Source organism: Haloferax litoreum (genome assembly GCF_009674605.1).
GTDB lineage: Archaea > Halobacteriota > Halobacteria > Halobacteriales > Haloferacaceae > Haloferax > Haloferax litoreum.
Map to the genome: position 1 here is coordinate 709,718 of NZ_WKJO01000001.1, position 14,283 is coordinate 724,000.

Below are 14,283 nucleotides of genomic sequence, written 5' to 3' on the forward strand. Positions count from 1 at the left end.
CGGTGTCACGCGATTAGCGGAGACAGCGGATGAGAAGTCTGATTACCAGACGGTCGTAATCTTTCGATATGATTCCGCCCATCGCGAGCAAGTTCGTCGCGGGTGAGTCCGCGGCGGCAGCGCTCGACCACGCGCGACAGATGAACGACGACGGCGTGGCGGTCATCTTGAATCTGCTCGGCGAGCACTACCACGAACGCGGACCCGCCGACGAGGACGCCGACGTGTACGTCGAGTTAGTCGAAGACATCGCCTCGACAGGTCTCGACGCGTGCGTCTCGGTCAAGCCCTCCCAAATCGGCCTCGACGTGGGCGACGAGGTGTTCGAAGAGAACTACCGCCGCATCGCCGAGGCGGCGGACGAACACGACGTGTTCCTCTGGTGCGACATGGAAGACCACGAGACGACGGACGTGACGCTCGACGCCTTCGAGGAACTCGCCCGCGAGTTCGACGGCGGCATGGGCCTGTGCGTGCAGGCGAACCTGAAACGCACGCCCGACGACCTGGAGCGCTTGGCGGACGTTCCCGGCAAGATTCGACTCGTGAAGGGCGCGTACGACGAACCCGCGGCCATCGCGCACAAGAAGAAGTCGAAGGTGGACGAGGTGTACACGGAACTGCTCGAGTTCCTCTTCGACGAGTACGTCGGTGGCATCGCCGTCGGCAGTCACGACCCGAAGATGATAGCCGCCGCGCGCGAACTCGCCGCCGAGTACGACCGAGACTACGAGGTACAGATGCTCATGGGCGTCCGCGAGGATGCACAGCGCGAACTCGCCGCCGAGGGCGTTCGCGTGTGGCAGTACGCACCCTACGGCGGCAAGTGGTTCCAGTACTTCTATCGTCGCGTGCGCGAGCGTAAGGAGAACGCGCTCTTCGCCCTGCGAGCAGTCGTCGGTATCTGAGAGCGTCGGGTTTTCGCCTCGCCGGGCGGTTTCTGGAGCGTTGCACCGAGTATCGGCAGGACGAACCGTACTAGAAATCCCCTTAAGCCCACAGGTTCACACTTCGCGTATCAATGTCCTCGTGGAGACGTGACTTCGCAAGCGGACTCGTGGTCCTCGTTCCGCTTCTCGTCATCCTGTACGTCCTGTCTATCTTGTACAATAGTATCGTCAAGCTCCCGATAATCGAGAACATCCAACCACCCTACGGCTTCTTCATCGCTATCATCGTGTTCTTGATGCTCGTCCTCTCGGTGGGCTACCTGATGCGGACGACTGTCGGCCGGTTGCTCGAATCCGGACTCGACACGATGATGAACAAAGTCCCACTCGTCCGAATCGTCTACAACGCTTCTAAACTCGCCGTCGAAACCGCACTCACCGGTACCGAAGACCTCCAGAAACCGGTCCGTCTGGAGACGTGGCCGGGCATCCGGATGACCGCGTTCAAGACCGGGAAGAAGACCGCAGACGGCAGGGAAATCATCTTCATGCCGACTGCACCGAACATCACCACCGGCTTCGTGATGGAAGTCGACCCCGACGACATCGAAGAGACCGGCGAGAAAGTCGAAGAAGCGCTCACGCGTGTCCTCTCTGCCGGGTTCGCCGAACAGGACCACATCAACGAGTACAGCATCGAAGTGACCGAAGAGTCGACCGATGGAACGACGAACGACGGAACGACGAACGACGGGCCAGTCGTCAACGAGTAGGGACTCTGCGCGAGTCGCGACGGGCAAAAATGAAGATACAGTGGTCGTCGTCTACTGTTCGTCGACGTAGGTGAACCACTCTTCGTGGTCGTCGGTGCGACGCTCCACGAGGTCGAAGAAGGCGGTCTGGAGTTCCTCGGTGACTGGACCGCGCGTCCCCTCGCCGATGACGACGTTGTCCACCTTCCGGATGGGCGTGACTTCTGCGGCGCTACCGGTGAAGAACAGTTCGTCGGCCGTGTGGAGTTCGCCACGGCTGATGACGGCGCTGTCGTCGACTTCGTAGCCACGTTCGCGGGCGAGCGTGATGACGGTGTCGCGGGTGATGCCGTCGAGGATGCTCTGGGAGAGACCGGGCGTGAGGATTTTGCCGTCACGGACCATGAAGAGGTTCTCACCGGGGCCTTCGGCGACGTTGCCTTCCTTGTTCAGGACGATTGCTTCGACGTAGCCGTTGCGGCGGGCCTCTTCTCCGGCGAGAAGGGAGTTCACGTAGAGACCGGTCGTCTTCGCGTTCGTCGGAATCTGGCTGGAGGCGTGCTTGCGCCACGACGAGACCATCACGTCGACGCCGTTTTCGAGGGCGTCTTCGCCGAGGTAGGTTCCCCACGGCCACGCCGCGATGGCGATATCGGTCGGGTTGTCCTGGGGACTCACGCCGAGCGAATCGTAGCCGTAGTAGGCGATGGGGCGGATGTAACACCCGTCGAGGTCGTTGCGCTTGATGACCTCGATGGTCGCCTCGGTGAGTTCCTCGGGCGTGTAGTCGATGTCCATGTTGTACGGCTTCGCGGAGTTGTAGAGGCGCTCGAGGTGTTCTTCCCAGCGGAAGATAGCCGGGCCGCGGTCGGTGTCGTAGGCGCGAACACCCTCGAAGATACCCGTGCCGTAGTGAAGTCCGTGCGAGAGGACGTGAATCTGCGCGTCGTCCCAGTCCACGTATTCGCCGTTCATCCAAATCGTGGACACGTCCATGTCGTCAAATCCCATGTAAGGCCCTTCGGTGGCCCCCCTCTAAAATCATGACGAACCGGCCACCGCGTCCCCCGGGAATCTATGGTTACCTGTCAGTATTTCCATAGTATGTCACTCGAATCTGTCGCCGTCACCGGCGGTACGGGAAGACTCGGACCAACTGTCGTCAGCCACCTCCAGGCCCACGGGTACACAGTGACCAACCTCAGTCGGAGCGGTGGGTCGGACCGCGCAGACAACGACGTCCGCGTGAGTGCGACCGACCCCGGTGACCTCGTCGCGGCACTCGCGTCCGTCGAGGCCGACGCCATCGTCCACCTCGGGACCATCTCGACGCCCGACCACGACCCCGGCCACCGCGTCTTCGAGAGTAACGTCCAATCGACCTACGTCGTCCTCGAAGCGGCGGCGGCCCTCGACATCGAGAACGTCGCCATCGCGTCGAGCATGAGCGCAAACGGCGGGTCGTTCGAACCTGACCCCGCGCGAATCGATTATCTTCCCATCGACGAGTCACACCGCGCAACCCCGTCGAATCCGTACGGACTGGGAAAGTACATCGCTGAAGAGACGGCGACGGGGTTCGCCCGCCGCAGCGACGCGCCGACGACAATCGCGAGTCTCCGCTTCCCGTGGATGCCGAGTACAGCGGAGGCACGAGAGGCGTTCGCCGAACGCGACCGGACGCTCGCCGGACTCCGCGACGACGGTGTCTTCCACACGGCCAGAAACACCCTGTTTGCCTACCTCGGCCGGGAGGATGCCGCGAGACTGGTCCGTCGGGCTATCGAGGCAGACTTCGAAGGACACGAAGTGTTCTGGGCGGCAGCAGACGACACGTCGACGACAGTCGAGTCGGCGAAGATTGCTCAGGAGGTGTATCCAGACGCCGGGGTTCGGACACCTCTCTCGGGACACCAGTCACTCGTCTCGACAGAGAAAGCACAGGAGATGCTCGGGTGGGTACCCGAGTGGTCGTGGCGCGACGAACGCGTCTGAAGAAAAGTCGGGAGTCCGAGATGGGTCGAGTCAGCGAAGCGCGTCGACCAGTCGTTCGCCGTCGACGAACGCCAAGTCGTGTCGGGTCGCGTAGTCGCGCGCAGTGGCCTTCGGGAGTGCCGCACCGCTCTCGTCGTCGAGCATCTCACAGACGACGACGGCGGGTGGGACGTCCGCCTCGTCGGCGAGGGCTAATCCGAGTTCGGTGTGGCCCTGTCGGTCGTCGAGGAGGTTCGGCGCGCCGCGGAGCAAGTGGACGTGGCCGGGTGCGCGAAACTCGGTCCCGAAGTCGTCGGCGTCGTAGTCACCGAGGCGCGTCGACTCGGCGACGGGCGCGAGACGAGAGATAGTCATCGCGCGGTCCCGGTCGGTGATGCCAGTGAAGGAGTCACGGTGGTTCACCGTGAACGAGAACGACGACCGAGAGTCGTATCCGAGGTCGTGGGAACTCGCGGCGGGGTGGTTCAGCACGTCGTCCATGAAGGGTAACGAGAGCGTCTCGGCCACGTCGTCCGGGAGGGCGACGCAGACGAGACCACCGGCGTCGTTGCGCATGCGCGCGACATCGGCGGGGGTGACGGCACCAGCGGGATAGACGAGGTCGACCTCGCCTTCCCGGTCGTCGAAGTCGTGAATGAGAACCGGTTCGCCCGCGCGGAACGCGTCGAGGACGCGTTCGACGCTGTCGTAGTCGCTCTCGGCGGAACGACTCATTCGAACTCGGCCTCCTCGACGCAGACGGTGATGCTGTCGCCATCTTCGAGGTCCAGTACGTCACGGAGTTTGTCCGGCGCGATAATCTCCAGTTGCGACTCGTCGTGGTGGGTTCGCTCGGGCACGATGATGTGGACCGGGTCGTAGGTGTCGCCGTCCACGTCGATGGCGGCGGCGTAGCACGTCGCCGGACCGAAGGTTCGCTCGTCGTCTTCCCACCCGTCGATGGGAACCGCGTCGAGGGCAGACATGCCCGCACGAGAACGGACCGCGTCGTCGTCGAGACGGACGTTCAGCGTCCCCGGGAACGGTTCGTAACCTAGTCGCTCTGTGAACTGTTCCATGTACCCCAGAAGCGAGATGTAGTGGCGACCCTCGCCCATCCCGCCCGTGACTTCGCCGTCAAGGACGACGACAGAAGGCGTCTCGAAGATTCGCTGGTAGTCGGCGTACTCGCGTCGGAGGGCGGACTCACCGTCGTCGGTGACGGTGACCCACTGTCCGTCCGAGACGACTTCGCGGTCGACGAAGGCGGCCTCTTCGAGACGTTGGAGACGACGTGACGCCGTCTGATTGGAGACACCCAGTCTGTCTGCGAGACCCGAACAGGAGACTTTGACTGGGCCGGAGCGGCCACCGTCGAGGGCGACGAGTTTCAGTGTGGCCAACTCGTCGTACCCGACCGTGGCAGCAACTACCGATTCTGACATACGTCAGCGTTCGAGCGCGCGTCCCATAAGCGTATCGTAAATGAGATGCATTCCAGAAATGAGATGGTGCCAGACAGAGGCACCGAACACTTCGTACGTGGTGACTATCGGGGCACCGGTGGTAAGTCCGTCGGTCAGTCTACCGAATCGAGAAGGTGCCGACCGAAGCCTCTCTCGACACAGAAGTTAAGAGTGGAAAATCGGGGAGTGGGATGGGCAAGGAGAGCCGGGCACAGCGGAGCAGGTGCTGTTTTCGGAACGGTCGGTCCAGGGCTACGCGTCGAGGGTCGTCCAGTCGTGCTGGTGAATCAGGATTCTGCTGCCCTGCGCTCGGCACTTATTTGGGAGATGCCGGCGTTCGCCGAACACCTCGGGCACGCGTAGACACGGCCATCGTCGTCACCGAACACGCGGACGAAGTTCCTCGACACGAACGCATCGCAGTGGTTGCATTGACTCATAGTGGGGGTGGTGGCAGTGGGGTTCTGCCTCGACAGATACGTGGAGCGCACAGGATATACCGCTACTACCTAACTGGTAAGGTGTCTCTGTGCGGTGCCGTCTCATCGACGATGGAGAGCGCTGAGACGATAGTCCTCCACCGAGAGCGACGAGAGGGACGGCCGTGCTCGGACGGTTCGGAAAGGCCTTTAGCCGCCTGCCGAGAATCCGCGTACATGTTCAGACAGTTCCGTGAGGAGGTCGAGGCGGCGCTCTCTGCGGCGCTCTCGTCGCTCGACCTCCCCACCGACGACCTCGGGGTCGAGGAACCACCGGAGGACGTACCTGCAACCCTCGCCTCCAGCGTCGCGTTCCGACTGGCCGGCGTCGTCGGTGCCGCACCGCCGAGCGTCGCTGCCGACATCGCCGACGAGATATCCGTCGAGGGCTACGACTACCTCGCCGCGGTCGATACGCAAGGGCCGTACGTGAACTTCCACGTGACCGATGCCTACTACGACGACACGCTCGATTCGGCCGCCACCGACACCGAGTACGGTCGGCTTCCGTCGACCGGCGACAGCGTCGTCGTCGAACACACGAGCGCGAACCCGACGGGACCGGTTCACGTCGGCCGTACTCGAAACCCCGTCATCGGTGACGCCGTCGCCAACTTGCTCGACTTCGCCGGCAACGACGTGGAGCGGCACTACTACGTGAACGATGCCGGCCGCCAGATGGCCGTCTTCACGTGGGCCTACGAGACGTTCGACGAGGAGGACCTCGACAGCGAACCCGCCCGTGACCGCATCGAATACGACCTCGTCCGGTACTACCAGAAGGGCAACGCCTACCTCGAAGACGCGGACGCCGCGGACGCCGAGGCCGCCGAAGAAGAGATTACGGCGATTCTCCAGGGCATCGAAGAAGGCGACGAAGAGACCTACGCGCGCGTCGAAGAAGTCGTCGACCAAGTTCTCGGCGGCATGCGCGAGTGCCTCGAACGCCTCCCCGCCGAGTTCGACGAGTTCGTCAAAGAGACGCGCTTCATGTTCGACGGGAGCACCCGTGACCTCGCCGACCGCCTCAAAGAGACCGAGTACGCGGTCTACGAGGAAGACGCGTGGCAACTCGAACTCGACGACTACGGGTTCGAGAAGAACCTCGTGTTCCTCCGCTCTGACGACACGTCGCTGTACACGACGCGTGACCTCGCCCACCACGAGTGGAAGTTCGACAACTACGACCGCGCCGTGACCGTCCTCGGTGAGGACCACAAACTGCAGGCCGGCCAACTCCGTGCCGCCCTCGACATCCTCGGCAACGACGTGGACAAACTCGAGAACGTCATCTACTCGTGGGTCAACCTCCCCGGCGGCGAGACGATGTCCACCCGGAAGGGAACCGGCGTCATGCTCGACGACCTGCTCGACGAGTCAGTCTCGCGCGCCCGCGACGAAGTCGAAAAACGCCTCGAAGGCCGCGTCCGCGACGACGACTTGGACGACGACGACATCGACCGCATCGCCCGGCAGGTCGGTATCGGCGCTGTCCGCTACGACATCGTCTCGAAGCAACCGACGAAGACCATCACGTTCGAGTGGGACCAAGCGCTCAACTTCGAGGCCCAATCCGCACCGTACATCCAGTACGTCCACGCACGCTGCTGCGGCATCGTCGACGAGGCGGCCAACGCCGGCCTCGACGACACCAACGTCGACCCGTCTGTCCTCACGACCGAGGCCGAACGTGACCTCGTCCGTACGATTGCACGGTTCCCCGCCGTCGTCGAAGCGGCGGCCGACGACCTCGAACCTCACGCAGTCGCCACTTACGCCCGCGAACTCGCGGAAGTGTTCAACACCTTCTACCGCGAGTGCCCGGTACTCGACGCCGACGAAGGTGTCGGTGCCGCCCGCCTCGCACTCGTCAAAGCCGCGCGGAACGCCGTGGCTAACGCACTCGCTATCGTCGGCGTGGAAGCACCCGAGTCGATGTGAACACGGGCTGAAACGACTTTTTCTGACTTAGAACAAGAACGGAAGTGCGACTACCGCGGAGACGAGCGACCCGCCGAGCGCGAGGACCGTCACGGCACCGCCGCCGAGTGCCAGCAGTAGGAACAGCACTATCCACCAGAAGGGAACTGACTCAGAGTCTGCCATAGGGGCCTTTCAGCGGACCCGAGTAAAAGAACTTCCCGTTTAGCCGAGGAAGCGACTGAAGAAGCCTTTCTTCTTCTCCTCGTCGTCGTCGTCGAGCGATTCGACCTCTTCGACGAGTGAGGTGGTGTAGACGCCCTCTTCGTCGTCGTCTTCGTCTTCGTCGCGGTCGACGACTTCTGTCGACTGCTGGGTTGCATCCGGTTCTGCCTCGGCGACGAGGGGTTCGTCCGCCGATTCCGACGATGCGTCCTCGACGACCGCGGATGCATCGTCAGAGCGGTCCGTGGCGTCGTCAGAGCTGGACGGGTCCGTAGCATCGTCAGAGTCGGTCAGTGCTGCGTCATCATCAGCGTCTTCCGTGGGTGGGAGGTGGTCGGCGTCGGCCGTCTGTGTGTCTGCGCCCTCCGCGACGCCGGGTCCACTCGTCGGTTCGACGACGTCGTCTCCAGCGAGTGGGTCTGCGCCCATCGAGTCAGCCGCGTCGAGATTGGCGGTGACTGGGTCTTCGACAGAGACGACGTCCTCGGGAGGTTCCTCGTCGGCAGTGGTGTCGGTTCCGTCACCAGCGAGGGGGTCGTCGTCTACCGACTCGGAGGACTCGTTGCCCTCGGACCCGAACGGAATTGCGGCGTCGAGCGCTGCTTCGGCCTCGTCTTCGAGTGTCGTCGTAGTCGACGCCGATTGGTCTGTGGCAGTCTCGTCGGGCGATGGTGGTTCCGTGTCGGCAGGCGACTCCTGAACGGGGTCTGGGTCAGCAGGCGGTTCCTGAACAGGGTCGAGAGATGGGTCGGGGTTCGAGTCGGACTCAGGTTCGGGGGGCAGGTCCAGTTCGGGTTCGGGTTCGGGTTCGGGTTCAGGTTCAGGCTCAGATGCCTGGTCCCGGAACGACTTCGGCGTCGATTCGGGTTCCGGGTCCGATTCGGGTTCCGGGTCCGATTCGGGTTCCGGGTCCGGGTCCGGCGTCGATTGTTGGTCCAAGTCGGTGTCGAGGGCCGGTTCGGGAGCGGCCTCGTCGATGGCGGTCTCGGTGGTGGGTGCGTCACCTGCGACGGGGTCCGAGCCAGAGTCGTCGTCGGTTTCGACGACGGTCACGTCGTCGGCATCGTCGTCTGCTGTGTCTGAGGAGTCGACAACACCCTCAGTGTCAGCAGAAGTCGGCCCTGTCGGGTCACTCGTCTGGTCCACGTCGTCGTCCGAGGGTGCATCGGGTATCGGAACTGGGTTGCCAGTGAGTGCCTCTGCGAGGGCACGGTACCCGGCGGCAGCGATACTCTTCGGCGCGCGCGCGACGACTGGGACCTGAGTACTGAGTGCCTCGCGAATCGCCGAGTCTTCGGGAACGACGGCGATGACGCCCGTGTCGAGGAGGGATGCGACCTCGTCGGCGTTCGGATTCGACTGGTTGACGCGAGTGAGGACGACGCCGACGACGTCCGCACCGATTCGTTCGCCGAGTTGGCGCGTCTTCTCGGTGTCGCCGAGTGCTTCTCGTTCCGTCGTCGAAACCAAGAGCACCTCGTCGGCGAGTTTCAGCGGGACGAAGGTGTCGTCACTGAGGCCCGCGCCGGTGTCGACGAGGACGATGTCGTATCGTTCTTTGAGTTCTTCGATGACCGGGTGGAGTTCCTTCGCGTTCGCACTGGCGAAGGCCTCCAACGCCGTCGACCCGGGGAGGACAGAGAGACCCTCTGGTCCCTCGTAGGTGGCCGATTCGACCGTCGTCTCGCCTGTCAGCACGTCGTGGAGGGTCTCTCCGTCGGGGTCAACACCGAGAGCGCCGGCGAGATTCGGCATCCCGAGGTCACCGTCGACGACGACGACGTCCTGCCCGGCCATCGAGAGGACGGTTCCGAGGTTGGCTGTCGTCGTGGTCTTTCCAACCCCACCTTTTGCGCTGGCGATTGCGTACACCCGTGCCATAATTCCAACTGTCGAAGTCCACCCGTGACAGCAACATAAATGTTCTCCGACCGGTGCCGTGATTATCCCGTCCGTTCGGTGACGTGTGGGTCGGTACCGCGAGGCGTAGCCAGTCAAAGGTTACTTAGCCGCTGGATGGACTAGGAAGAGTGATGAGTAGCGACGCCGAGGAGGCGAGCGAAGACCGCCGAAAGTACGAATTCAAGAAGGTCATCGAGGACCTCAAAGAGTACGAAGGCTCCGGTACCCAGCTCGTCACCATCTACATCCCCGAAGATAAGCAGATTTCTGACGTCGTCGAGCACGTCATTACAGAGCATAGTGAAGCGTCTAACATCAAGTCGAAGCAGACGCGAACGAACGTGCAGGACGCCCTGACGAGTATCAAAGACCGCCTTCGGTACTACGACACGTTCCCGCCAGAGCGCGGCATCGTCATGTTCTCCGGCGCGGTCAACTCCGGCGGCGGCCAGACGAACATGGTCACGAAAGTCTTAGACAGCCCACCGGAACCGATTCAGTCGTTCCGCTACCACTGTGACTCGAACTTCCTCACCGGCCCACTCGAGGACATGCTCATGGACAAGGGCCTCTTTGGCCTCGTCGTCCTCGACCGCCGCGAGGCGAACGTCGGGTGGCTGAAAGGCAAGCGCGTCGAACCCGTCAAGAGCGCCTCGTCACTCGTTCCGGGCAAGCAGCGCAAAGGTGGCCAGTCCGCCCAGCGTTTCGCCCGCCTCCGTCTCGAAGCAATCGACAACTTCTATCAGGAAGTCGCCGGGATGGCGAACGACCTGTTCGTCCCCAAGCGCCACGACATGGACGGCATCCTCGTGGGCGGTCCCTCCCCGACGAAAGACGAGTTCCTCGACGGGGACTACCTCCACCACGAACTTCAGGACCTCGTCGTCGGGAAGTTCGACGTCGCGTACACCGACGAGTCGGGCCTCTACGACCTCGTCGACGCCGCACAGGACGTGTTGGCCGACCAGGAGGTCATGAAAGACAAAAAGGAGATGGAAGAGTTCTTCGAGAAACTCCACCGCGGCAACGAGTCCACGTACGGGTTCGAAGCGACCCGGAAGAACCTCGTCATGGGCTCTGTCGACCGCCTCCTCATCTCCGAGGACCTGCGGAAAGACGTCGCCGTCTACGACTGTGGCGGCCAAGAGGAGTTCGAACTCGTCGACCACCGCCACAACACCCCCTCGCACGACTGCGAGGACGGCAGTGAGGCCGAACTCAAGGAACGCGAGGACGTCATCGAGTACCTGATGGACCTCGCCGACCAGCGCGGGACCGAGACGAAGTTCATCAGCACCGACTTCGAGAAAGGCGAACAACTCTACGACGCGTTCGGTGGCATCGCCGGCATCCTCCGGTACTCCACCGGCATCTAAGCGACTCCTCCTCGGCGTCTTTCGTGTGCGCGAGCGCTCACAGACCGTACTCTAAAGAAACGTCTCTAACTGCGTGTGCCGACGCCCCACGTCGAAGTGTGGGTCGGAGACCGACTGTTCGAGTCTGTCGAGCGTGAGGTGTACGTCCACTCCCTCGCGTTCGGCGTACTCGGCGGACTCGACGATAGCCTCGCGGTTCAGCGCCAACGAATCGAGAAAGCCGACGAGCAACGCGAACGCGGCCCCACCCTCTCCATCGGGGATGACATCACCGAGTGGTCGCGCATCGCCATCGGTCACTCGTTCGTCACTCGGATGGACGCGGAGGCAGTCGGCACAGAGACCAATCGTCACCGCACCCTGTGGTGCGTACTCTTCGAGTGGTTCGGGGACGGCGAAGACGGCCTCGTCACCCCCACAGTTGGGACACGGCATACGCACTGCTACGCAGTGGAAGCGTGAAAATTGGTCGGTGAGACGACCGTGGGTGGTGGCGAATCGACGTGGTTACGCGGCGGCCGCTTCGGCCTCTTCGGCGGCTTTCCGCTCTTCTTTCTCTTCTTCTTCCTTCTTCGCCTTGATCTTCTTCAGACGGAAAATCTCTTCGCGCTCTTGTTCTTCGAGTTTCTGCTCGATGTACTCTTTGTTCTCGTAGAGTTCGGGGAGCAGTTTGAATTCGAGTGCGTTGACACGGCGCTTCGTCGTCTCGATTTCTTCGAGCATCTTCTTCATCGCCGTCTCGACTTCCGCCGCGAGGATGATAGATTCGAGAAGTTCCTCGTACGCGTCGGCGGCCTCGTCGATGCGGGCGGACGACCCGAGAAGCCCGTAGCCACGCTGGTCGAGGCTCTTCTTCACGCGCGAGGACTCGATCTGCGGGACGACGACGCCCATGATGTTCTTCGACTGCGTCGTGATTTCGGGGTACTCCTTCAGCGCTGCTGCTGCGCCCCGAACCGCGACGTCGCCTTCCATGGCGCGCGCCATGTTGATGGTGCGCTGTGCGCGTTCGTAGTCCGCGTTGAGGTTCGCACGCACGTCCTGTGCCTGGTCGAGGATGTCCATGAACTCCATGATGAGACCGTCACGCTTCTGTTCGAGCGTGTCGTGGCCCCGCTCCGAGAGTTCGATGCGATCCTCGATCGCCATCAAGTTCTTGCGGGTCGGCTTGACGTCTTCGGCCATCTTTGGCGAGGGTTGTTCGTCAGGGGTGTTAATCTTTTACTGTCTGGCCCGTCAGACCGGGTGAAATTCGTCACTGAGTGGGGAAGACGAGTGGTGAGCGACCACGGCAAGTCACCTAGTGCGACCGAATTGGCCCGGCCCGACTAGTTCGACCCCACTTCGAAGAACTGTGTGACGAGTTTTCGCTCGGCCGCACGAAGGTGCTGGTGGAACGTCGCCCGCGACACGTCCATCGCCTCGGCGAGTTCGTCGCCCGTGACGCCGTGCGGCCACTCGAAGAACCCGCCCAAGTACGCGAGTTGGAGTGCCGTGTGTTGTCTATCGGTGAGGTCCGCGCCGACGCTCCCGACGAACTCACGGGGCGTCTGCGGTGGTTCCGACCGGTCTCTGACGGCACGGAGTTCGACACCCGTCGCGGCCTGTCGAAGGTCGTCGAGTAGTGCACGACCGACCGAGCGGTCTGGAACGACGACGGTGAACCGACTGCCGGTCTCGTCGGCTTCGAGGTCGATGAGTCGTCCACCGGCGTCCGCGACGAGGTGCGCGAGTGACCCCCCCGACAAGACGAGTTCGGACAGGCCGACATCGTCTCCGCGCGGGACGCGTGCGATGGTGCCGACACCATCGACGTCGACGTCGGCCGCGTCGAGTTGCGTCGGCGGCGTCGACGAGACGAACAGACTGAGCGTGCCGTCGTCGTGGAGGACCGACCCCTCGTACGCGAGTTCGCACTCGGTTGCCGCCGCGATTTGGACGAGAGGCTGGGTCGGGTCACTCACGTCGAGTTCGAGTTCGAGGACGCCCTCAGAGATGAGCGAGCGTCTGCTCTCGAAGGCGTCGATTGCCGCGCCGACCGCTCGGCCGAGCGTTCCGAAGACCACGTTCACCTCGTCGTCGAGTTCGTCTGTGTCTGCGTACACGGTCAACACGCCGTAGAGCGTCTCTCGGTGGATTATCGGCACTGCAATAGCCGCCCGAAACGGCACGGCCTCACCCTCGTGTAACGACCCGTTTGCGGCGACGGCAGACTGGACGCGAAGTGTCTCTGCGGCCCGTGCAGTGACATCGTCGGCGTCGCCATCGATTTCGAGTGCTTCGACGAACGCCGTCTCTGTGCCGGCCCACTCGTTCGGGACGATGACCGCAGGCGAGAGGTCACAGTCACCAATCCACGCGCACGTGAACGACTCTGTCTCCGCGACGCGGGAACACACCGCCGCTTCGAGTTCTTGGCGCGTCTCCGCCCTGACGAGGGCCTCCGTCACGTCTTCGAGGAGTCCTTCGATGAGGTCGACGAGCGTGCTGAGTCGCGCACGCTCTTCTTCTACCCGCTCGGCGTTCCGCTCTGCGGCTTCTTCGGCACGCACCCGTTCGGTGATGTCCGTCTGGAACCCGACGTAGTGTGTCACCTCGCCGTTCGGTCCGCTGAGTGGGGCGAGGTCGACCCGGTTCCAGAACGTCTCACCGCCCTCTCTGTAGTTCAGGAGTTCGACCGACGCCGCCGCTTCGTTCTCGATTGCCGTGCGGAGTTCGGCGACACGTTCCGGGTTCGTTTTCGGCCCCTGTAGGTAACGACAGTTTCGACCCAACGCCGACTCGACAGAGTAGCCCGTCATCGACTCGAACGCCTCGTTGACGTAGACGAGAGGTCGGTCGGGGAGCGTGCAGTCGGCGATGGTGATACCGACGGGCGCTTCGTCTATCGCCTGTTCTTTCAGGTCTTCGGTGATTCGTTCGGCCGCGACTGTTCCGTGTCGGTGCCACGCGACGGCACTCTCGACTCGTTCTGGGAGTCGGTCGAAGAGATTCGAGTCGACGAGAGGGACAGCATCTGCTGCACCAGCGTCCAGTGCCTGTTCAGACGAGAGGTCACCGTCAGGTGTGACGACTGCGACGAGTGGGGCCGTCGTCTCGGGTCGCAACGACGAGATGGCGTCGACCCGGTCCGTCGCGACGACGAGGCAGTCGACCGACTCGGCGTCGCATTGCTCCTTCGCTGCATCGACCGACGGTGCGACAGTGACCGACAGTGGTTCGAGTGCGTCCTCGATTCGACTAGACTCGACCGAATCGACGACGAGAAGGACGTGAGTCTGAGACGAGGATTCATCCAT

14 protein-coding genes are annotated in these 14,283 nt (G+C 62.9%); 5 read left to right on the top strand and 9 right to left on the bottom strand.

Annotated features, from left to right (window positions below; all coding sequences use genetic code 11):
• Positions 1-68: 68 nt before the first annotated feature.
• Entirely contained in the window at positions 69-908 is an 840-nt protein-coding gene (locus GJR96_RS03705; RefSeq protein ID WP_151161693.1) for a proline dehydrogenase family protein, read from the top strand.
• 113 nt (positions 909-1,021) lie between these two features.
• On the top strand, positions 1,022-1,663 hold the full coding sequence (locus GJR96_RS03710; protein WP_151161694.1) for a DUF502 domain-containing protein: 642 nt from the start codon (positions 1,022-1,024) through the stop codon (positions 1,661-1,663).
• 51 nt (positions 1,664-1,714) lie between these two features.
• On the opposite strand, the gene GJR96_RS03715 is transcribed toward GJR96_RS03710, so the two are convergent.
• Positions 1,715-2,653, bottom strand: a complete 939-nt coding sequence (locus tag GJR96_RS03715) for a branched-chain amino acid transaminase (protein ID WP_151161695.1) — start codon at positions 2,651-2,653, stop codon at positions 1,715-1,717.
• Between the two features lie 93 nt (positions 2,654-2,746).
• Between GJR96_RS03715 and GJR96_RS03720 the strand changes: the two genes are divergently transcribed.
• Entirely contained in the window at positions 2,747-3,637 is an 891-nt protein-coding gene (locus GJR96_RS03720; protein WP_151161696.1) for an NAD-dependent epimerase/dehydratase family protein, read from the top strand.
• Positions 3,638-3,667: 30 nt separating this feature from the next.
• Here GJR96_RS03720 and ribB read toward each other — a convergent pair whose 3' ends face one another.
• From ribB to GJR96_RS18590, 3 genes are all read right to left on the bottom strand, one after another.
• Complete coding sequence (gene ribB, locus GJR96_RS03725) at positions 3,668-4,351, bottom strand: 3,4-dihydroxy-2-butanone-4-phosphate synthase (protein ID WP_151161697.1); 684 nt, start codon at positions 4,349-4,351, stop codon at positions 3,668-3,670.
• Entirely contained in the window at positions 4,348-5,061 is a 714-nt protein-coding gene (locus tag GJR96_RS03730) for a DUF120 domain-containing protein (RefSeq protein ID WP_151161698.1), read from the bottom strand. The genes ribB and GJR96_RS03730 overlap by 4 nt, the downstream gene beginning before the upstream one ends.
• A 308-nt stretch (positions 5,062-5,369) precedes the next feature.
• Positions 5,370-5,522, bottom strand: coding sequence for a DUF7563 family protein (locus GJR96_RS18590; protein WP_449271776.1), 153 nt, complete (start codon positions 5,520-5,522; stop codon positions 5,370-5,372).
• A gap of 216 nt (positions 5,523-5,738) precedes the next feature.
• On the opposite strand from GJR96_RS18590, the gene argS reads away from it, so the two are divergent.
• The gene (gene argS / locus GJR96_RS03735; RefSeq protein ID WP_151161699.1) at positions 5,739-7,502 is read left to right on the top strand and encodes an arginine--tRNA ligase; all 1,764 of its coding nucleotides are present in this window, start codon (positions 5,739-5,741) and stop codon (positions 7,500-7,502) included.
• 27 nt (positions 7,503-7,529) lie between these two features.
• On the opposite strand, the gene GJR96_RS18020 is transcribed toward argS, so the two are convergent.
• Positions 7,530-7,667 (bottom strand): hypothetical protein, encoded by a 138-nt coding sequence (locus GJR96_RS18020; RefSeq protein WP_191965805.1) that lies wholly within the window; start codon positions 7,665-7,667, stop codon positions 7,530-7,532.
• Positions 7,668-7,706: 39 nt separating this feature from the next.
• Positions 7,707-9,587, bottom strand: coding sequence for a cell division ATPase MinD (gene minD / locus GJR96_RS03740; protein ID WP_151161700.1), 1,881 nt, complete (start codon positions 9,585-9,587; stop codon positions 7,707-7,709).
• 152 nt (positions 9,588-9,739) lie between these two features.
• On the opposite strand from minD, the gene prf1 reads away from it, so the two are divergent.
• Positions 9,740-10,984, top strand: coding sequence for a peptide chain release factor aRF-1 (prf1, locus tag GJR96_RS03745; RefSeq protein ID WP_151161701.1), 1,245 nt, complete (start codon positions 9,740-9,742; stop codon positions 10,982-10,984).
• Between the two features lie 51 nt (positions 10,985-11,035).
• Here prf1 and GJR96_RS03750 read toward each other — a convergent pair whose 3' ends face one another.
• The 3 genes from GJR96_RS03750 to GJR96_RS03760 all read right to left on the bottom strand — a co-directional run bounded on the left by GJR96_RS03750 (position 11,036) and on the right by GJR96_RS03760 (position 14,283).
• Entirely contained in the window at positions 11,036-11,419 is a 384-nt protein-coding gene (locus tag GJR96_RS03750) for a DUF6276 family protein (protein ID WP_151161702.1), read from the bottom strand.
• Between the two features lie 72 nt (positions 11,420-11,491).
• On the bottom strand, positions 11,492-12,169 hold the full coding sequence (locus GJR96_RS03755) for a V-type ATP synthase subunit D (RefSeq protein ID WP_151161703.1): 678 nt from the start codon (positions 12,167-12,169) through the stop codon (positions 11,492-11,494).
• A 143-nt stretch (positions 12,170-12,312) separates the two neighbouring features.
• The gene (locus GJR96_RS03760; RefSeq protein ID WP_151161704.1) at positions 12,313-14,283 is read right to left on the bottom strand and encodes a bacterio-opsin activator domain-containing protein; all 1,971 of its coding nucleotides are present in this window, start codon (positions 14,281-14,283) and stop codon (positions 12,313-12,315) included.